The sequence below is a fragment of the Devosia sp. Micro-HW1 genome (assembly GCF_056341075.1).
On sequence record NZ_CP094375.1, the window covers coordinates 3,639,520 to 3,657,887 of the forward strand.

At 63.3% G+C, this 18,368-nt stretch carries 17 protein-coding genes and 2 tRNA genes; 7 read left to right on the plus strand and 12 right to left on the minus strand.

The window, feature by feature from the left end; all coding sequences use genetic code 11:
* Window positions 1-27: 27 nt before the first annotated feature.
* Window positions 28-642 (plus strand): biotin transporter BioY, encoded by a 615-nt coding sequence (locus tag MQW79_RS17540; RefSeq protein WP_476585772.1) that lies wholly within the window; start codon window positions 28-30, stop codon window positions 640-642.
* Between the two features lie 156 nt (window positions 643-798).
* On the opposite strand, the gene MQW79_RS17545 is transcribed toward MQW79_RS17540, so the two are convergent.
* Window positions 799-875: transfer RNA gene (locus MQW79_RS17545), tRNA-Pro, on the minus strand.
* Between the two features lie 173 nt (window positions 876-1,048).
* On the opposite strand from MQW79_RS17545, the gene MQW79_RS17550 reads away from it, so the two are divergent.
* Window positions 1,049-1,123 (plus strand) — tRNA-Gln (locus MQW79_RS17550).
* Window positions 1,124-1,209: 86 nt separating this feature from the next.
* Here MQW79_RS17550 and MQW79_RS17555 read toward each other — a convergent pair.
* The 11 genes from MQW79_RS17555 to MQW79_RS17605 all read right to left on the minus strand — a co-directional run bounded on the left by MQW79_RS17555 (window position 1,210) and on the right by MQW79_RS17605 (window position 12,466).
* Window positions 1,210-1,572: a DUF6768 family protein gene (locus MQW79_RS17555; RefSeq protein ID WP_476585773.1), complete on the minus strand. Its 363-nt coding sequence runs from the start codon at window positions 1,570-1,572 to the stop codon at window positions 1,210-1,212.
* Window positions 1,559-2,101 (minus strand): RNA polymerase sigma factor, encoded by a 543-nt coding sequence (locus MQW79_RS17560; protein WP_476585774.1) that lies wholly within the window; start codon window positions 2,099-2,101, stop codon window positions 1,559-1,561. The genes MQW79_RS17555 and MQW79_RS17560 overlap by 14 nt, the downstream gene beginning before the upstream one ends.
* 159 nt (window positions 2,102-2,260) lie before the next feature.
* Window positions 2,261-3,538 carry a glycosyltransferase gene (locus tag MQW79_RS17565; RefSeq protein ID WP_476585776.1) on the minus strand — a complete coding sequence of 426 codons (1,278 nt, stop codon included), beginning with the start codon at window positions 3,536-3,538 and terminating at the stop codon, window positions 2,261-2,263.
* A gap of 390 nt (window positions 3,539-3,928) precedes the next feature.
* Window positions 3,929-4,984: an ABC transporter ATP-binding protein gene (locus MQW79_RS17570; protein ID WP_476585777.1), complete on the minus strand. Its 1,056-nt coding sequence runs from the start codon at window positions 4,982-4,984 to the stop codon at window positions 3,929-3,931.
* Window positions 4,972-5,940, minus strand: coding sequence for a nucleoside hydrolase (locus MQW79_RS17575; protein ID WP_476585778.1), 969 nt, complete (start codon window positions 5,938-5,940; stop codon window positions 4,972-4,974). The genes MQW79_RS17570 and MQW79_RS17575 overlap by 13 nt, the downstream gene beginning before the upstream one ends.
* 2 nt (window positions 5,941-5,942) lie before the next feature.
* Entirely contained in the window at window positions 5,943-6,779 is an 837-nt protein-coding gene (locus MQW79_RS17580; protein ID WP_476585779.1) for a carbohydrate ABC transporter permease, read from the minus strand.
* Entirely contained in the window at window positions 6,779-7,633 is an 855-nt protein-coding gene (locus MQW79_RS17585) for a carbohydrate ABC transporter permease (RefSeq protein WP_476585780.1), read from the minus strand. Before MQW79_RS17585 ends, MQW79_RS17580 begins: the two co-directional genes overlap by 1 nt.
* A 57-nt stretch (window positions 7,634-7,690) precedes the next feature.
* Window positions 7,691-8,965 carry an ABC transporter substrate-binding protein gene (locus MQW79_RS17590; RefSeq protein ID WP_476585781.1) on the minus strand — a complete coding sequence of 425 codons (1,275 nt, stop codon included), beginning with the start codon at window positions 8,963-8,965 and terminating at the stop codon, window positions 7,691-7,693.
* 202 nt (window positions 8,966-9,167) lie between these two features.
* Entirely contained in the window at window positions 9,168-10,181 is a 1,014-nt protein-coding gene (locus MQW79_RS17595; protein WP_476585783.1) for a LacI family DNA-binding transcriptional regulator, read from the minus strand.
* A 132-nt stretch (window positions 10,182-10,313) separates the two neighbouring features.
* The gene (locus tag MQW79_RS17600; protein WP_476585784.1) at window positions 10,314-11,486 is read right to left on the minus strand and encodes a hypothetical protein; all 1,173 of its coding nucleotides are present in this window, start codon (window positions 11,484-11,486) and stop codon (window positions 10,314-10,316) included.
* A gap of 8 nt (window positions 11,487-11,494) precedes the next feature.
* Window positions 11,495-12,466 carry an aldo/keto reductase gene (locus tag MQW79_RS17605; protein ID WP_476585785.1) on the minus strand — a complete coding sequence of 324 codons (972 nt, stop codon included), beginning with the start codon at window positions 12,464-12,466 and terminating at the stop codon, window positions 11,495-11,497.
* Window positions 12,467-12,658: 192 nt separating this feature from the next.
* Here MQW79_RS17605 and MQW79_RS17610 point away from each other — a divergent pair, with 192 nt between their 5' ends.
* The 5 genes from MQW79_RS17610 to MQW79_RS17630 all read left to right on the plus strand — a co-directional run bounded on the left by MQW79_RS17610 (window position 12,659) and on the right by MQW79_RS17630 (window position 18,342).
* A complete protein-coding gene (locus MQW79_RS17610) occupies window positions 12,659-13,663 on the plus strand; it encodes a GntR family transcriptional regulator (RefSeq protein ID WP_476585786.1) in 1,005 nt (334 codons plus the stop codon).
* A 24-nt stretch (window positions 13,664-13,687) separates the two neighbouring features.
* Entirely contained in the window at window positions 13,688-15,226 is a 1,539-nt protein-coding gene (locus MQW79_RS17615; protein ID WP_476585788.1) for an ABC transporter substrate-binding protein, read from the plus strand.
* Window positions 15,227-15,298: 72 nt separating this feature from the next.
* Window positions 15,299-16,471 carry a M24 family metallopeptidase gene (locus tag MQW79_RS17620; RefSeq protein ID WP_476585789.1) on the plus strand — a complete coding sequence of 391 codons (1,173 nt, stop codon included), beginning with the start codon at window positions 15,299-15,301 and terminating at the stop codon, window positions 16,469-16,471.
* A gap of 30 nt (window positions 16,472-16,501) precedes the next feature.
* The gene (locus MQW79_RS17625) at window positions 16,502-17,482 is read left to right on the plus strand and encodes an ABC transporter permease (RefSeq protein WP_476585790.1); all 981 of its coding nucleotides are present in this window, start codon (window positions 16,502-16,504) and stop codon (window positions 17,480-17,482) included.
* 5 nt (window positions 17,483-17,487) lie between these two features.
* Window positions 17,488-18,342 carry an ABC transporter permease gene (locus MQW79_RS17630; RefSeq protein ID WP_476585792.1) on the plus strand — a complete coding sequence of 285 codons (855 nt, stop codon included), beginning with the start codon at window positions 17,488-17,490 and terminating at the stop codon, window positions 18,340-18,342.
* The last annotated feature ends 26 nt before the right edge of the window (window positions 18,343-18,368 follow it).

An 18,368-nucleotide genomic window follows, 5' to 3' on the forward strand; every position in this document is an offset into this window, starting at 1 on the left:
GTCCCTATCAATTACGGAAGGTATGAAATGGCTGTGACTTTGACCACGCCCAACACGCTGCTCGGTGCGTTCCAGCCCAAGGGCAGTGTCGCCAAGCTGGCAACCAACGCCGCAATCGTGCTTCTCGGCACCATGCTGATCACCGCTGCCGCCAAGGTCAACGTTCCGGTCTGGCCGGTTCCGGTGACCCTGCAGAGCTTTGCCATTGCCGCGCTGGCCGCTGCCTTCGGCATGCGCATCGGCGTTGCCACCGTTGCTGCCTACCTGCTTGAAGGCGCCATGGGCCTTCCGGTCTTTGCCACCGGCGGCGGCATGGCCTATCTCGTCGGCCCGACCGGCGGCTTCCTCATCGGCTTCCTGGCCCAGGCTGCGATCATCGGCTACGCCGCCGACCGTGGCGCTTCGGAGCGTCCCTTCACCTTGTTCGGCGCCATGCTGGTGGCCACTGCCGTGCTCTACGCATTCGGTTTCGCCTGGCTCGTCGCCATGGCCGGCCAGGCCGCCTGGGTCGACCAGACCAATGTCGTGGCCTCGGCTTTTGCCAAGGCCGTCCAGCCCTTCGTGGTCTGGGACATCCTGAAGATGGCTTTCGCGTCGCTGACCGTAACCGGTCTCTGGGGCCTGTTCGGCGCCAGGCGCTGATCTCGAGAACGTCTCATTCGTGGAGGGGCCGGTGGAAACACCGGCCCCTTTGCTTTCAGCCGTAGCGCAGGCGCCACCTTCCCGTGCCCGGCCTCAAGGGGGCAAAGACCTGCAGCGCAAGCAAAAACCCCGGCCTCGCGAGAGACCGGGGTTGATTGGTCGGAGTAGAGTGATTCGAACACTCGACCCCCTGCTCCCGAAGCAGGTGCGCTACCAGGCTGCGCTATACTCCGTCAGGCTCGCGACTTTTCGGGAAAACCGGGGCAAAAACAATGTCTGCCCCGTCGCGATGTGGCGGCTTTATAGCTGCGGTCCCCGCGCTGTTCAAGCGGTACTCACAACCTTTTATTGCCCTTTGAGTTCAAGTTGCGGAACCCTGCCGAACCGTGTAGGAACCGGCTCCAGTTGGGGTGTCGCCAAGTGGTAAGGCAGCGGTTTTTGGTACCGCCATTCCCAGGTTCGAATCCTGGCACCCCAGCCAAAAATCTCGCAAGTCATTGAAGTTGTTCACTCAAGGACTTTGCGGATCCCATGGTAAAGGGCCTCCGGCGCCAGCCGCCTGCGCACTCAACTCCTTGGGGCGGAAAGCCGCAGTTCCAGACGACGCAGCGCGTGTATCACCCGGTTGGCCTGCATCTGTGGCATCAGCGACAGCTTGATCTGGGTCGCCAGCACGGCCAGTGTGGCGGCGGACAAGCCCCATTTCAAGGCGACGAGCACATCGGTCGCAGCGTAGAACTGCCAGCCTGCCCAGACGGCCGCCAGAAACATCGCCGTCTGAACGACCGTCAATACCCAAGTCACCCAGCCTTGCGGTCCGCGAAACAAAGAGAAAGCAAGCGGATAGAAGCCGGGTTCAGACGTGTCGGCGGGAAGGCCGAGGTCGTCGTCCTTCAGGGCTTCGGCTATGCGGCGGTCAAGTTCGTCCATGATATTCTCCTGTCATCAGTGCTCGTAGTCGGTTGCGGGCATGCGTGAGCCGGCTCTTGACGGTGCCGGGTGGGATCAACAGGGCCGTGGCCACCTCATCCACCGAGAGTCCGTCCAGATAGAACAGCGCCAGCACCGTTCGATCTGTGTGGGGGAGTTCCGCAATCGCCTCGCGCAGATCGGGAGGCGATGCGCCGGGCTCCGCCTGTTGCCGTGCAAAATCCGTGGCCGTTTCGCGCGCCCGAATGCGCCCATGCAGGTCACGGGCGGCGGCTCGGGTGACGATGGCCATTGCCCAAGGGACAAACGCGCGATCGTCGCGCAGTCCAGTCAGGCCTTGCGCTATGGCCGACCAGGCTTCCTGCACCACGTCGCGTGCCGTTTCACGGTCGTCAGCAAGCCGGCGGGCGTGGGCATAGAGGCGCTGGTCCGTAAGCCGAACCAAGGCCTCGAAGTCCTTCTGCCGCCCCAGCCGAGCTCCGGCGACATGAAGCGCCACCAGCGCACGGAACTGCTCAGATCGATCCATCGCCGCTCCTTTCATTGACAGGTGCGTGCTGCGAGCGAAAAGGTTCACGTCTGGCGCAACAAATCTCGCGCTCATGATCAGTCGAGGGACAGGCGCCGGACGACGGCACTGCGCTCGTTTCCGGCTAGAGCATTCTGGCCGACGCTGCAGCCTGGTTTGTCATGGCGTTGCCTCGCCGGCATGCGCGGAGTGAAGCAGTCCGCGCCGTGCGAGGAAGGAGATGGCATGTCCCACGCCGTCCTCGGAAGCGATTTCGATCCCCAGCGCCCTGGCGCGTGCGGCCATCCCAGCATCTTCAGTCGCCCGGACTATGGCCCCGGCCAAGTTTTCGACGGTCAGCTTCTTCATTTCGATTGGCGCTGGTCCCGCGCCGAGCTCTTCAATCCGCCGCCCCCAGAAGGGTTGGTCGCCGAAGAACGGGCAAATGACAGTGGGTTTGCCTGCCCGAAGTGACGCGGCCGTGCTGCCTGCTCCGCCATGGTGAACGCAGGCGGCCATGAGTGGGAAAAGCTTGTCGTGAGGTGCGCCCGCGATGAAATGCAGGTGTGCGGTTCCGGAGTTATGGGAGCCCAGGGCCCCGCCGCCAATCGCCAGGATACCGCGTTTGCCGGCACGACCCAGGGCTTCGGAAACGGTGTTTGTCATTGTCACCGGATCAAGGCCCGGCATGCTGCCAAAACCGACATAGACCGGCGCCTCACCGTCGGCCAGAAAATCCGCGAGTGCTTTGTCGGGCGCCCAGTTTTCGTGGTCGTCCAGATACCAGTAGCCGGTCACGGCTACGTTGTCACGCCAGTGCTGGGGAACTGGCAAGACGTGGGCACTGTAGGCATAGAGCGTTGCCGCGGGCGTCAACCTTCGAGCAGGCCGCGACGCGAGACCCAGTTCGGACACCCGCCATTCTGCGATCATGCCGCGGAAAATCGCTTCGCCGCTGCCGGCCATGATAGTGTGGGTTAGCCCATTGAATGGTCCCAGCGACTTGAACGGGACCAGCGGACTGGCAAATTCGCGGGTCGGCGTAAAGCCCGGCAGGGGTGACGCCAGCACTGCCGGACACATCAGCTTCTCGGCGATATGAGGAGCTCCGATCGCCTTGGGGTGATATATGATCAACTCGGGACGAAAGGCCTTCGCCGCCGCCCATTCGAGCGCCAATTGCTTACGGCCGATGGGTTTGAAGTGCTTGATCAGCTTGAACCCTGCGGCGAAGCCGCCGCTGCCGGACATGGCGGCCTTGCCTTCAGGGGTGTCCATAAGCTGCAGGAATTCTCCGGGCAGGTGGGCGAAGCTGATATCCCGGCTCCCCACGAATGCCTCGAACTGCGACGGCGCGGCAATGAGCACGTCATGACCGGCGGCCTTCAGGCCCAGTGCCAGCGCGACATAGGGCTGGACGTCGCCGCGTGTCCCCAGCGTGTGGATCGCGACTCTCACTGTGAGCACTCCCGATGGCAGCCACGTTGGAACAGGAAAAATGGGGTCATATAGGCGCAGCAAGCGCGCGGGGGCCGGAGGGGAACCACAGGAAACCTTAGCAAAGCATGCGCCCGTTGGCGGCCCGACCAACGTATTCCCTGCCTGCGGCCCGAGGCCAAGACACCCATCTACTGTGTGTCACTCTCACGACCGAAATGCAAATGCGCGAACCGCTCACCAATCGGGTGTGCGTTTCAGCCGGAAAGTGAGGTGTCTGTTTCCACATCGCGAATGAGAGATCACGCCCTCATCGAGCCGAGAAGAATAATTCCCGCCTTTCTCTGGAGTGGCGGATCACGCATTGCCCGGTGTTGTCCGCTCCCTTCCGCACCCCAGATTGCCCCCGTTTCAGTCGGCCAGACGGGCGCCGGTTCTGTCGAACAGGTGGATGCATGCGGGATCGGCGCTGATCCGGATGCGCTCGCCTGGTTGGCAGTCAATGCGCTCGCGGAAGGCGCCGACCAGGTCCGTGCCGGCAAAGCGGGCCAGAATATGCGTTTCCGCCCCGGTTGGTTCGAGCGTGACGACCTCCACGGCGAAGCCCGCGGGATCGAGTCGCAGGTGTTCGGGCCTTATTCCCAGTATGGCGGGAAGGGCGCCCTGGCTCGCGACGCGTCCGCCCAGCGCGATCGCCGTCCCGTCATCGGCCCGGAAGATGGCGCCGTCGAGCGTACCGGAAACAAAATTCATGCTGGGCGAGCCAATGAAGCCGGCGACGAACTGGTTGGCAGGCCGGTCGTAAAGCTCCAGCGGCGTGCCGATCTGCTCGATCAGGCCATCGCGCATGACCACGATCCGGTCGGCCATGGTCATGGCTTCGACCTGGTCATGCGTCACATAGACCGTGGTGGTCCCCAGGCGCTGGTGGTTCTGCTTGATCTCGGACCGCATCTGCACGCGCAGCTTGGCGTCGAGATTGGAGAGCGGCTCGTCGAAGAGAAAGGCGGAGGGGCTGCGGACAATGGCTCTCCCCATCGCCACGCGCTGGCGTTGCCCACCCGAGAGATTGCGTGGATAGCGCTCCAGATAGGGCGCCAACCCCAGAATGCGGGCGGCCTCGGCGACCCGCTCCTTCACCTCCGGCCCTGACGCCCCCTGCAGCTTGAGCGAGAAGCCCATATTCTGTTCGACCGTCATGTGCGGGTAGAGGGCATAGGACTGGAACACCATGGCAATGTCCCGGTCCTTGGGCGCCAGCGTATTGACCACGCGCCCGCCGATGGAAATCTCCCCGGCGGTAATGTCCTCCAGCCCGGCAATCATGCGCAAGAGGGTGGATTTGCCGCAACCGGACGGTCCGACCAGCACGACGAATTCACCATCCGCTATGTCGATGGAAATGCCGTGCAGCACACTCATGCTGCCATAGGCCTTGTGCACATTGCGGATGGCTATTGCGCCCATGACGATCCTCCTCTGGCCCGGGTGGCGAGCTTGGCGAAGAAATCCTGGAAAATTGAATCGCGCCGCACAAAGGTCACGTAGCGCAGCAGGTGCCGCGATGCGTCAAAGCTGTAGGTCGTGTCACGGGTCATGATCGGGGTCGGAACAAGTATGCTGGGGGCCCAATCTGGATTGAGCAGCCAGCCGACGGGCGCCATGTCCCAGACCTCCTTGGACCACCCCGCGGCATTATCCGTATTGTAGGCCTTGAACCGGTCAGCCAGGAACCGGCCGATCTCGCCATGGGGTTCGACCTGGTCCTCGATCTCGGGAATGGTGCTGTGGAGATGGGACACGACACCCATGCACGGCACGAGGATGACAGGCACACCGGAATCGTAGACCACCTGCACGCTGCCGACATCCTGCCGGAGATTGAATTCCTGCTGGTCGGGCCAGTCGAGCGCGTGCCCGCCCAGCCAGACGACCACTATCCGGTCGGCAATGTCGGGGGCGAGAAGCAGGGCAGAGGCGATATTGCTGAGCGCGGCGATGGCCACGACATAGAGCGGGTCATCCGGCGCGCTGGCGCGCGCCCGCGCAATCAGGTCGTCCACCGCCGCCGAGGTCTGGGCTACCTTGCCTGGCCCGACATAGTCGCTGACACCACGGTAAACCAGCCCGTCGGCGGCTATGTCGAGGCGGTCCAGCAGGCGCAGGATTTCAAGATAGGACAGTTCCATGCCCTCGCCTGGCGAGGCACAGCGATCATTGTGAAACGGCGCGGCGTAGATGGCCTCGAGATCGAAGCGCTCAGGCGAGAGCAGCATCTGCACGATGGCGAACTGATCGTCGATCTCGTTATAGGTGTCGGTGTCGAGCACGCAGCGCAGGCGTCCGCCACGGGGCGCGAGCATCGCCAGGCGCTGATGTTCGGACAGCCGCGGGAACGGCCGGGAAGGGGATAGGTCGGACAAAGTCACTCCTTGCTGCCAGTCGAGGCAACGGAACTGGTGAAATACTGCTGGAAGAAAACGAACATCAGCATCGGGATCAGCGAGAGGAACATGGCCCCCGCAAAGATCAGCCCGAAGCTGACATTGTAGGCGCTGGAAAACTGCGCCAGGGCCACGGCGGCAACCTTCATGTCGTTGGAAGGCGCGATCAGCAGGGGCCAGAGATAGGCCTGCCACTGGAAGATGAACATGATGAGCGCCGCACTGACCAGGGCCGGGCGGGACAAGGGCAGGTAGACGCTCCAGAAGATGCGGAACCATCCCATGCCATCCACCATGGCCGCTTCACGCAGATCCCTGGGAATGCCCTGGAAAAACTGGCGCAGCAGAAAGACGGCAAGCCCATTGCCGACCCCCGGCAGGACAAGGCCGGCATAGGTATTCTGCAGGTCAAAGCCGCGCATGATCGAATAGAGCGGCACCGCGATGGCGTCGAATGGTATGAGGAAGCTCACGATCATCGCCGTGAACACCACGCCGCGTCCGGGAAAGTCGATGACGGCGAGAGCGAAGGCGGCCGGGGCGCAGACCATGAGCCCGACAATCACCGTCACCACCGCGACGATGATCGAGTTGGCAATGGCCCGGGTAAACGACCCCGTCCACAACCCGACAATATTGTCGAAGGTCAGCTGGTTGGGGATCAGCGTCCAGGGGCCGAAGGGGTTGAGATAGCGGAAGATGTCGTCTTCCGGACGGAAGGCCGAAATGGCCAGCCAATAGAGCGGCATGAGGAAGCACAGCGCAACAGTTGCCATGAGCGCCATGTGCAGCGCCCTGCGGAAAGTGAAGTGACCCATCAGCCTTGCCCCCTCTCGCCCATCAGCCGGAACTGGATGAGCACGATGACCAGCACCAGGGACACAAGAACAACAGTCGCGGCGGCGGCCGAACCCGGATCGCCGTTCACGAAGGCATTGGTGTAGATCTGGTTCATGATGAGGTCTGTCGATCCCTGCGGCCCGCCGCGGGTGAGGATGTTGACCGGGGCGAAGACGAGGAAATTGGCGACGGTGTCTGCGACCAGGACGAAGGTGAGCGGTCGGCGCAGTTGCGGCAGCGTCACGTACCAGAACTTCTGCCAGCCATTGGCACCGTCGATGGTTGCGGCCTCGTAGAGCGACTTGGGAATGTCCTGCAGCCCGGCGATCAGCATGGTCATCCAGTAGCCGACACCGATCCAGCTCACGACCAGCATGATCGACCACAGCGCCTGGTCGGGCGAGGTGATGAACCTCTGCGGAGCGATCCCCACGGCCTGCAACAGACTGTTGAGCAAGCCGTCGGGACGATAGGCCACCGCCCAGATGACCGCGGAAACGCTCTGCGGAATGGCCACCGGCAATAGCACCGCCGTGCGCCAGAAACCGGTCATCGGCAGCTTGTTGTTGAACAGGATGGCGAGCCCCAGCGCGGCGGCGATCTGCAGCGGATTGACGATCAGCGAAAAGACCAGCGTCACCCAGACCGAGTTCAGAAACACCGGATCGGTGAAGATGTAGAGATAGTTTTCGAAACTATAGGTGGTTGCGCGTGGCGCCAGCAGCGACTGGTGGATGGCGATCATGGCCGGCCACAGCCGCAGCAGCACGACCGACAGGATGGCCGGCAAGAGGAAGATCGCGGCAACGCGCAAATTGGACCATTTGGTCATGGTATACCTGAACCTTTGGTCCTGCCGGGGGCTGGCCCCGGCAGGAGTGAGCCACGGCTACTGGATGCGGCGCAGCTGGGATTCGAGCTGCTGCTGTGCCTGCTGCAAGGTCGAGGCGACGTCCGAGCCATTGCGGAGGTCGGAGAAGGCGCGATTGAGCACGGTCTCAAAGGCGACATAGCCAATCGAGCGCGGGCGGGGCACCGAAGTGTTGGCCAGTTCGTAAGTGACGATCTTCTTGAGATCGTCCCCGACCGCAGGGTTTTCGCCGGCCAGCCAGTCGATATAGGGCCCGTAGGCTTCGCTGTTGATGGGAATATTGGGGATGCCCTGCAGCACCAGCCCGACACCCTCGGGATTGAGGGTGATGAACTCCGCGAATTTCAGTGCCGCTTCCGGATGGGCGGCATAGGGGCTGATGCCCACGGCCCAGGAATCGGTCGGCGTCTGCGGCTTGCCGTCGGCCCAATAGGGGACAGGGGCGAGGCCGAAATTCAGGTCCTGTGCTTCCGCGAAGGCCTGCAGGCGCCAGGGGCCGGTCACGTAGAAGACCGTTTCGCCGCTGGTGAAGACGGACTGCATCTGGTCCACGGCAATGCCGCGCGGCGCCAGTCCATCCTCGAACAGCGAGGCGTAGAACGTGCCGGCCGCCAGCCATTTGTCGTTGACGACATCGGGCGTGAGATTGCCCTCGCCGGTGAGGCCGGTGCCGCCGCCATTGCCCTCGAATATGGGCTGAAGCTGGTAGTAGCGGTCGATCTGCTCGGGCACAAAGCCGTATTTGGCACCCGACCCCTCGATCACCTGCTTGGCCAGGGCGATGGTCTCGCCATAGGTCATGCGCTCAACTTCGTCCGATGACGGATAGGGAATGCCCGCCGCATCGAAGAGGTCCTTGTTGTAGTACATGAGCTGCGTCGAGGTCCAAAGTGGCAGCGCGTAAAGGGTGTCATTGTATTTGAGGGCGATCTGCGCGGCGTCGCTGGCAACCGCCTGGACGGCACTCAGCCGGTCGCTGATATCCAGCAGGTAGCCGCTATTTGCCATGGCGGGGACGCGGGGTGTGTCCACGAGGAACAGGTCGAGCGACGAATCCTGGCTGCCGACCCGGGACTCGATGGTGGGAACCATGCTGTCGAAGGGCACGGTCTCGAAATTGACCTTGATGTCCGGGTTCTGGGCTTCGAAGGCGGCAATCGCCGCGTCGAAACTGCCTTCGGCTTCAGCGGTCAGAAAATTGATGGTCACCTGCTGCGCCATCCCGGCGCTCACGGTGGACACGAGGAACAAGGCGGTGAGCCCGGCCAGTGGCCCGGTTGTGTTGATATGCATATGGGTCTCCTCCCGATTGCGGATGCTCTGCACACGCGTGCAGAACCTCGCGCAAATATGCATCGAAGTCAAGGCCGCTTAAATCTCACTCTGGCTGGATCGTATCTATATGCAATACCACGCGATAATCTGATCGCGTGGCTGCCGGCTGTCGTGAGATGCGCTGGCAGGATTTTGGTGTGGGACCGGGTGCAGAATATATCTACAGGCGCGGGCGGGTGGTTTGCCGCTCCACCATGTGGACTGGCACCAGCAGATGCTCGACAGAGGTGTCGCCTGAAGCGATCTTGCGCGTGACCATGTCGATGGTGAGCTGCGCCATTTCACTCACATCGGGCCCGACCGATGTGAGGCCGGGGACAGCCCAACTGGCGGGGCCGGAATTGTCGTAGCCGACAATGGCAAGCTCGCGGGGCACGTCGAAGCTGAACTCCGTGCGCGCCACCTGCAGGGCGGCCAGCGCCATGGTGTCGTTGGCGCAGAAAATGGCGTCAGGAGGGACTGGCAGCGACAGCAGCTTTCGTGTCGCCGCCGCGGCCTCCTCCATCCGGAAAAAGCCTGGCTCCTCCGCATGGAGCGCCAGGCCATGCGCAGCCAGAGAGTCCTTGAGCCCGCGTTCGCGGTCGCGGTTGTTGGCGGTGTCGGAGCGGCCGGAGAGGTAGGCGATGCGCTTGTGCCCGGTTTCGCACAGCAGCTTGCCTGCGGCATAGCCCCCGCCATAGTCGTCGCTCGACACCGAATTGAGGGCATTGGTGTCGAGGAGCTGCTGCATCATCACCACGGGCCGCCCGGTCTGCAGCGCGGCCAGCGGCAAATGTGTGTTGAGCGTCGACACCGTCGTGATCACGGCGTCGACCTGATAGGACATCAGGCGCGGGATGAATTCGTCGAAATTGGACGTGTCGGGTACCAGAAGCAGGATGCCATAGCCGCGCGCCTGCAAGCCCTTGCTCAGCTTTTCCAGGATGTCGGCATGGACCGGGTTGTAGAGGTCGGCGGCGATGATGCCGATCAGTCCCGTGGCGCGCTTGGAGAGGCTGCGCGCAATGGCGTTGGGGCTGTAGTTGAGCATCCTTGCGGCTTCGAGCACCTTCTTGCGTGTTTCTTCCGAAACGTAGGTGCCCTCTGTGAATGTCCGCGAAACGGCCGATCGCGAAACGCCCGCCAGCCGCGCCACGTCTGCGGACCGGGCGGCAGTTGGCTGCTTTTTTGTCATGCGAGTCGTCCCCCCAGGTCGGCGCACTGGCCTTGCTCACGACCTACCATGTGGTTTGCACTTGGCCAATCAGACACATGAAAACGCCGCCGGACGAGGTCGCGGCGGCGTTTGCGAGGGAGGTCGCGGGCGTCAGCCCCGCGCAGTCCAGTATTTTGCCAGCGTCGCGGGCGTATGCATGTTGCCATAGAGATAGTCCCAGAACGCCTTGCGGTCTTGAGGGGCAACGGACTTCCACACATCGTGCACGGCGAGGTCCCCGCCGTAATAGGCATAGACAAAGGGCGCGCGCAGGTTGTGGCTGAGGAAGGCGAGGCGCGAACGCGCCGTCACCGGGTCCTGCAGCGCCTTTTCGGCCATGACCGGTACGATCTCGTCGAGGCTCATGCCTTCGGCATGCATCATCCAGGCGGCGTTGCAGCGCATGCCGCTGCGCAGCCGTTGCAGGGCCACGCCCAGTTCGTCCTCCGGGCCGTTGACCCAGTCGAGGAAGAACATGCCATTGTCGGCAATGCCTTCAAACAGGGCACTGCTGGCCGAGCTGGTCACCACCTGGGCGCCATCGAGCGGCATCCTGCCTTCGGCCACATAGCGTTCGCGCAGGTTCATGTGCACCAGGTGGCCCGGGAAAACCTCGTGCGTCGCCAGGTGCTTGAGCGAGAAGCGCGTATAGGGGAAGTCGAGATTGAGCAGCACCGTGCGGGTGGGGTAGTCGCAATAGGCCGAGAACGGCACGGCCGTTACGCCCTTGGGCTCCATCCATTCATGGGCAAAGGGATACATGGAGGCGCTGACGCGGTCTCGCCCCTCCGCAATGAGTTCGCTCAGCACCGGCAGAACCTGGTCGACCGGCAAGCGGGCCTGTGCTTCCCAGCGGTTGAAATCCTCTGCAAGGCTCCCGCCGGCATATCCCAGTTCGTCGAGTTTTTCCCGGATCGTGCCATGATAGAGGGCGATCTCGTCGTCCGAGATCTTGGTCTGCTGCACGCGAATCTGTCGCTTCACCCGGTCGGCAAAGCTGATCGGCTTTTCCTCGAATGTGTCGAGCAGGGCCAGCAGCGAGTCGATCATTTCGCCCACATAGTCGGCGCGCAACGCGCTTTCCGACTCGGCCGGCAGACGGGCATTGAGCGTCTCAAGCCTGGTGCGGGCCTCGGCATAGTCACGCAGCGGCGCGGGCTCGATTTCGGCCATGGCGACCGGGATCAGGCCTTCCTTGTCGAGAAAGCCGTCGCTGCGCGGCGTGCGGCGATAGAGGGCGTCGATGCCGGCGGTCAGCGCGGCCAGTTCAGTACCGATTGTCATGGCAGATCCTATTGGTGACCGGCGACGGGCTTGGGGTGGTAAGGGGCTTCGAGCTGGGCCACGTCCTCGTCGCTCAGCTTCACCTCGAGTGAGGCCATGGCGTCGTCGAACTGGTGGAGCTTGGAAATGCCCACAATGGGGGCACTGATGCCGGGGCGGCTGGCGACCCAGGCATAGGCGATCTGCGCGGGCGGACGGCCATGGCGCTCGGCCACGGCGCGCAGGGCGGCGACCACCGCATCGTCCTGCTCGCGCGAGCGGTCATAGAGTGCCGAAGCGGTCTTGTCGGTCTGGGCACGGGTCGAGTCGGCTTCGGCGCGGGCGGCGAGGCGCCCGCGGGCGAGAGGGCTCCATGGAATGACACCAATGCCTTCCGAGCGGCAGAGCGGCAGCATTTCGCGCTCTTCCTCGCGATAGATCAGGTTGTAGTGCGGCTGCATGGAAACGAAGGGCGCCCAGCCATTGGCGCGCTGCATTCCCAGTGCCTTCATGAACTGCCAGGCGTGCATGGACGAGGCGCCCAGATACCGCACCTTGCCCGCGCGCACGACGTCGTTGAGCGCGTCCAGCGTCTCTTCGAGCGGGGTGTCGTAGTCGAAGCGATGCAGCTGGTAGAGGTCGATATAGTCCGTGCCCAGGCGCTTGAGGCTGGCATCGACCGCCTCGAAAATGTGTTTGCGCGACAGGCCCTTGTCATTGGGGTCGGCGCTCATCGGATTGTAGAGCTTGGTGGCCAGAACCAGCTTGTGGCGGGGCAGGGGGGCCAGAACCCGCCCGACGACCTCTTCGCCAGCGCCCAGCGAATACATGTCCGCCAGATCGAAGAAGTTGATTCCGAGATCCACCGCCTTTTCCAGGATCGGTCGGGAAGCCTCTTCGTCCAGCACCCATGGTGCCCAACTGGGCGATCCGAACGTCATGCAACCAAGAGCCAGCCGCGAAATTTTGAGGCCCGTTCGGCCTAGGTTGATATATTCCATTAGTACACCTTGCAGCGTGGGTTAGCGGCGCCGACAGCGAATTTCGGAGCAAATCCACCGGCTAACACCCTGTTATCCGGTCATTTGTGCACATTGGTCGGGCAAAATCAAACCGTGTGCAAAAAAATCGCAGACCCTATTGCTCAATCCAGTACGCATGGTTACGGTCAGTGTATCAAGGTGGTAGAACACATGTTCAAGTTTGACGCATCCAGCATCGACAAGTCGCTGCCCGTGCCGGTGGGCACGCAGCTGCATGGCCTGCTGAGCTATGTGCTGGCCTTCAGCGAAATGCCCTACGGTACAAAGCTGCAGTCGGTCCGCCAGCTTGCCGCCGAGCTGGGCATCGCGCCGATGACCGTCAGCCAGGTCTATCAGCAGCTGCGTGATGAGGGCCTGATCGAGATGCGCGCCGGCCTCGGCGCCTTCACCACCCGTGACCCGCTTTCCGCCGCCGCATCGGGCCAGCCGATCAACGCGCTGCGTGGTGACATAGAAGCTATTTTGAGCAAGGCCGAGGCCTTGGGCATTTCGTCCATGACGCTGGTTTCGATGATCAATGCCAGCGCCCAGATGCGTCGCCCCGAAGCCGGTCTCGGCATTGTCTTTGTTTGCATTTTCGAAGGGCCGGGCCGTGACTATGTCGATCAGATCCGGCCGGCTCTGGCCGCCGCCGATCAGATCGATCTGGTGACGCTCGACAGCATCCGCACCGATGGTCCGCAGCGTCAGGCGTGCCTTGCAGCAGACCTTGTCCTGACCTTCAGCCATCGCGAGGCCGAGGTGCGCTCGCTGGTCGATGGCGAAAATGTCCTGGGTCTGCGGTTCATTCCGTCCCAAAGGACAAGGCAGAGCCTGGCGGGCCTCGACTCGCGCACCCGCGTCGCTGCCGTCACCCACTTCAAGGAATACATCGCCATCATGCGCCCCAGCGTGCGTGAGTTCGCGCCCCATGTCTCCGACATCCGTGTCACCTGGTCCTCCGCGCCGGATCTGGCCGAGGTGATCGGGAGCTGCGACGCAGTCGTCTACGCCTCGGGCGCTGATCACGTTGCCCAGCTCGTCCGGCCCGATGTGCAGTGTTTCGAATATCGCCACGCGCCCGATCCGGGTGCCCTGGAAACCATTCTGAGCCCCCGTCTTGCCGATCTCCGGCGCGGCAAGGGTGCTCAGCTAGCGGGCCGACTATCCGCATAATTAGTCAGAACAAGGGAACAGAGGATGAAGCAGTTTCTATTGACTACCAGCGCCCTGATCGCGCTGGGCCTGATGTCCGCCCCGGCCGCCCTGGCCCAGGCCGACAACACTCTCGTGGTTGGCATGGACGTTGATGCCGGCACGCTCGATCCACGCCTGATGCGCGACACCACCGCCTCGCGCACCGCCGACCTGATCTATTCCGGCCTCGTGCACCTGACGCCCGGCCTCGAGCCGGTGCCTGATCTGGCCGAGAGCTGGGAATCCCCCGATCCGCAGACGGTGATCTTCAAGCTCCGCCCGGACCTCAAGTTCTCCGACGGTAGCCCGCTGACCGCCGATGACGTGGTGTTCACCTACACCACCATCACCGATCCCGATTTCAACGCCCCCTCTCGCGCCCTCTATGCGCCGATCAGCGCCGTTGAGGCCGTCGATCCGCAGACCGTCAAGTTCACTCTCAGCGCACCCTATGCGCCGCTCCTGAGCTACCTCGATCTCGGCATTGTGCCCAAGGCTCTGGTCGAAGGCGGCGCGGACATCGCGCTCAACCCGGTTGGCGCCGGCCCGATGAAGCTGGCCTCATGGAACCGCGGCAGCGAGATCGTGCTCGAAGCCAACGAGAACTACTGGCGCGGCACGCCCACCATCGAGAATGTGACGCTCAAGATCATCGGCGACAATTCGGCCCGTTCGCAGGCCTTCGAAGCCGGCGATCTCGACGTCATCCAGTCCCCGCTGGCGCCCCAGGATATCGAACGTCTGGCCGCCGATGACCGCTTCGGCAACGTCATCACCTCCGGTCTTGGCGTCAACTACCTGAATTTCAACGTCAACGATCCGCTCCTGGCCGATCCGAAGATGCGTCAGGCCTTCTCGATGCTGGTCGAGCAGGACACCATCGTCAACGACATCTACCAGGGCGTCGATCAGGTCGCTCACTCGATCATCCTGCCCTCGTCCTGGGCTTATTCGGATGCCATTTCGCAGCCGACCTTCGACATCGAAGGCGCCATTGCCCTCTTCAACGAACTGGGCTGGACCGACAGCAATGCCGACGGCATTCTCGACAAGGACGGCAAGGATCTCGAAGTGGTTCTCTCGACCCACAGCGAAGACACTAACCGCGTCCAGAGCGTCGAATTCCTGCAGGCCATCTTCGAGTCCGCCGGCGTCAAGGCCACCGCCCAGATCAGCGACTGGCCGAGCTTCTCGACCAACTACGTGCAGCAGGGCAAGCACCAGATCGCGCTACTCGGCTGGCTCAACATCGTTGATCCGGACCGTCTGATGTTCGCCCAGCTCTCGACCGATGGCCCCACCAACTGGGGTGGCTATTCCAACCCCGAAGTTGACGCGCTGCTCCAAGAAGGCCGTTCGACCCTCGATCAGGCCGGCCGCGCCGCTGCCTACCAGAAGGCCGCGACCATCCTGGCGGAAGAGCTGCCCTACTACATCGTCTCGGCCCAGGGCTACCAGCTGTTCTACGCCAAGGACCTGCCGGTCGAAGTGCAGGCGACCCCGCGCGGTAACCTGCGTGGCCTGATCGGCTTGACCGACTGATCCCACCGTATCGAAACGACTGGCCGGCGCTTCGGCGCCGGCCGGACCCAAGGCCCCATTCAGGATACTGGCATGTCTTTCTCGCAGCGCCCCGGCGCTCAGTTCTACGCATCGGTCCATAGCGACATCCGGGCCCGGATGGCTGAGGAAGGCGTCGATGTCCTGTTGCTCGATTCCAATGATGACGTGATCTACACCACGGGCTTTTCGCACTACACAACCGAGCGCCCGGTCGTCTTCGCCATCACCCAGGCCGACGCCTTCCTGCTGGTCCCCGAGCTGGAGCGCAACCATGCGCTCGCCCAGAAGATCGCGGCGGAGCTGGTCGTCTATTTCGAATTCCCCGGCCGCGATCGCCCCTTCTCGGTGCTGGCGCGCACCCTGGGCGACATCAAGGGCACCATCGCCCATTCGCCTGGCATTGCCTTTGGCCGCATCGGTCAGATCGCCGCAGCCTTTCCCAATGCGCGCATCCAGCCGTCGGGCATTGTGGCCAAGATGCGCCTCACCAAGCGCCCCGAAGAACTGGTGCTGCAGCGCGAGGCCGCCCGCATCTCCGATTCCATGGTGGCCGCCGGCGCGTCGCTGATTTCCGAAGCCCTGCGCTCGGGCCTCACCATGCCGACCGAAATCGAGATCGAGGCGCATATCATCCGCCACGCCCTCGACACCATGAACCGAGAGCACGAGGACATCATGTTTGTGCAGGGCATTGCCGGCGGTCTGGTCTATTCCGGGCTCCGGTCTGCCTATCCCCATGGCATGCCCTCGGCCCATCGGCCGCAGCGGGGAGAGAGCATGATCCTCTCGCTTGGCTGTCGCGTCGGCGGCCGCGCCGCCGAAAGCGAGCGTACCTTCATCCTGGGCGAACCCAGCAAGGAGCAGGAGCGGTTCTACACTCTGGCGCAAGAGGCCCAGGCCATCGGCACTGCCGGTCTTGTCGCCGGAGCCACCTGCGCCTCAGCCGATGACCGCGCGCTCGGTTTCATCCGTGAGCAGGGTGTGGGCGAATACTGCCTGCATCGCGTCGGCCACGGCATGGGCGTCATGTTCCACGAGGCGCCCTGGGTGGAAGGCGGCGATGACACTGTCCTCCTGCCGGGCATGGTCTGCTCCTCTGAACCGGCGCTCTATGTGCCGGGCCTTGGCGGCTACCGCCTCGCCGATACGGTTCTGGTCACCGCTGCCGGGCCGGACAGCCTCACCAAATTTCCGCGCAAGCTCGAAGAGATCATCCTTGGCTGATCGCCTTTCCCAAACCCGAGGTATGGCGCCATGCTAGCCTATGTCATCCGCCGGCTCCTGCTGCTCATCCCCATGGCCATCGGCATGGTCGTGGTGACCTTTGGCCTCTTGCTCATCATCCCCGGTGATCCGGCCGCCGTGCTGCTCGGGCAGGACGCCACGCCCGAGGCCATCGAGAACCTGCGCAACACGCTGGGGCTCAACGATCCCTGGTACATCCGTCTCTGGGACTATTTCGCCGCGCTCCTGCACGGCGATATGGGCCGTTCGATCTTTCAGAACCAGCCGGTGGCCGAAATCATCGCCGGGCGCCTAGGTGCCACTATCGAACTGGCTGTTGTGGCGCTGCTGCTGGCCAGCATCATCGGCATCACCCTGGGTGTGCTGGCGGCGATCCGCCAGGGCTCGTGGGTCGATACCGTGACCATGCTGTTCGCCCAGCTGGGCGTCTCCATGCCGGTCTACTGGCTGGGCCTCTTGCTCATGCTGCTCTTTGCCGTGCAGCTGGGCTGGTTGCCGGCCATCGGTCGCGGTGTGCCGCTGCCCGAGGCAATCTGGGCGGCGCTGACGGGGCACCCTGAAGTGCTCTGGGACTCCCTCAGCCACATCGCCCTGCCGGCCCTGGCGCTGGCGGCCAATTCTGCGGCCATCATCTCGCGCCTCGTCCGTGCCTCCATGCTCGAAGTGCTGCGCGAAGACTTCGTCCGCACCGCCTTTTCCAAGGGCCTGCGCCGTGGCCGTGTGGTTGTGCACCACGCCCTGCGCAATGCGCTGCTGCCGGTGCTTTCGGTCATCGGCCTGCGCTTCGGCGCACTGCTTGGCGGCGCCGTGCTCACCGAGTCCATCTTCGCCTGGCCCGGCCTCGGCCAACTGACCATTGCCGCCATCTCCCAGCGTGACCTGCCGCTCATCCAGGGCATCGTGCTGACCTTTGCCATCGTGTTTGCCCTTGTGAACCTGGTGGTGGACCTCCTCTACGCCGCGGTCGACCCGCGTATTCGTCTCGGGTAATGACCATGCGTTTGCCAAAGGCCCTTACCAATGTGTCGCTCGTCGTGGGCGCCCTCATCTCGCTGACCATCGTGCTGCTCGCCATCTTCGCCCCCTATGTGGCGACCCACGGCATCGAGCAGATGGACATGCGCAACCGCTTCGACTGGCCGACCATGGAGCACATCCTGGGTACCGATAATTTCGGGCGAGACCTGTGGTCGCGCCTGGTCTTCGGCGCCCGCATCTCGCTCACCATCGCGGTGATCTCGGTCACCGTATCGGCCACCATCGGCACGATCGTGGGCCTTGCCGCCGGCTATTTCGGTGGCTGGGTCGACCAGCTCCTGATGCGCATCACCGACATCTTCCTCGGCTTTCCTGCCATCGTGCTGGCGCTGGCCATCGTCGCGGTGCTCGGGCCGGGTGTGGTCAATGTTTCGCTGGCCATCATCGTCGTGGCCTGGACGGAATATGCCCGCGTGGTCCGTTCGACTGCCTTGGTGCTCCGCGAGCAGAATTATGTGCAGGCGGCCAAGGCGCTCGGGGCCAGCCCCCTACGCATCATCTTCCGCGAAATCCTGCCCAATGCGATCGGCCCGATCATCGTTTTGGCGTCGCTGGGCCTGGGCACCGCAATCATCTCGGAATCGGCGCTGAGCTTCCTCGGCTTCGGCCTGCCGCCGCCGCAGCCGACCTGGGGCTGGACCCTCGCCTATGGCACCCGCTTCATGCGTGATGCCCCGTGGCTCTCTATCGTTTCGGGCGCCACCATCATGATCACGGTGCTCGGCTTCAATCTTCTCGGTGACGGCTTGAGAGACATTCTCGACCCACGCCAGCTCTCCCGTGGCGGCGGAAAGGCCGCCAAGGCCAAGTAATCAGGCCAAGTAACCAAGGACTATTC

Excerpts from the sequence above, each read along its gene's own strand:
- MQW79_RS17540 (WP_476585772.1), top strand. The coding sequence starts at position 28 with ATGGCTGTGACTTTGACCACGCCCAACACGCTGCTCGGTGCGTTCCAG.
- MQW79_RS17555 (WP_476585773.1), bottom strand. The coding sequence starts at position 1,572 with ATGGACGAACTTGACCGCCGCATAGCCGAAGCCCTGAAGGACGACGAC.
- MQW79_RS17560 (WP_476585774.1), bottom strand. The coding sequence starts at position 2,101 with ATGGATCGATCTGAGCAGTTCCGTGCGCTGGTGGCGCTTCATGTCGCC.
- MQW79_RS17570 (WP_476585777.1), bottom strand. The coding sequence starts at position 4,984 with ATGGGCGCAATAGCCATCCGCAATGTGCACAAGGCCTATGGCAGCATG.
- MQW79_RS17580 (WP_476585779.1), bottom strand. The coding sequence starts at position 6,779 with ATGGGTCACTTCACTTTCCGCAGGGCGCTGCACATGGCGCTCATGGCA.
- MQW79_RS17585 (WP_476585780.1), bottom strand. The coding sequence starts at position 7,633 with ATGACCAAATGGTCCAATTTGCGCGTTGCCGCGATCTTCCTCTTGCCG.
- MQW79_RS17590 (WP_476585781.1), bottom strand. The coding sequence starts at position 8,965 with ATGCATATCAACACAACCGGGCCACTGGCCGGGCTCACCGCCTTGTTC.
- MQW79_RS17595 (WP_476585783.1), bottom strand. The coding sequence starts at position 10,181 with ATGACAAAAAAGCAGCCAACTGCCGCCCGGTCCGCAGACGTGGCGCGG.
- MQW79_RS17600 (WP_476585784.1), bottom strand. The coding sequence starts at position 11,486 with ATGACAATCGGTACTGAACTGGCCGCGCTGACCGCCGGCATCGACGCC.
- MQW79_RS17605 (WP_476585785.1), bottom strand. The coding sequence starts at position 12,466 with ATGGAATATATCAACCTAGGCCGAACGGGCCTCAAAATTTCGCGGCTG.
- MQW79_RS17610 (WP_476585786.1), top strand. The coding sequence starts at position 12,659 with ATGTTCAAGTTTGACGCATCCAGCATCGACAAGTCGCTGCCCGTGCCG.
- MQW79_RS17615 (WP_476585788.1), top strand. The coding sequence starts at position 13,688 with ATGAAGCAGTTTCTATTGACTACCAGCGCCCTGATCGCGCTGGGCCTG.
- MQW79_RS17620 (WP_476585789.1), top strand. The coding sequence starts at position 15,299 with ATGTCTTTCTCGCAGCGCCCCGGCGCTCAGTTCTACGCATCGGTCCAT.
- MQW79_RS17625 (WP_476585790.1), top strand. The coding sequence starts at position 16,502 with ATGCTAGCCTATGTCATCCGCCGGCTCCTGCTGCTCATCCCCATGGCC.
- MQW79_RS17630 (WP_476585792.1), top strand. The coding sequence starts at position 17,488 with ATGCGTTTGCCAAAGGCCCTTACCAATGTGTCGCTCGTCGTGGGCGCC.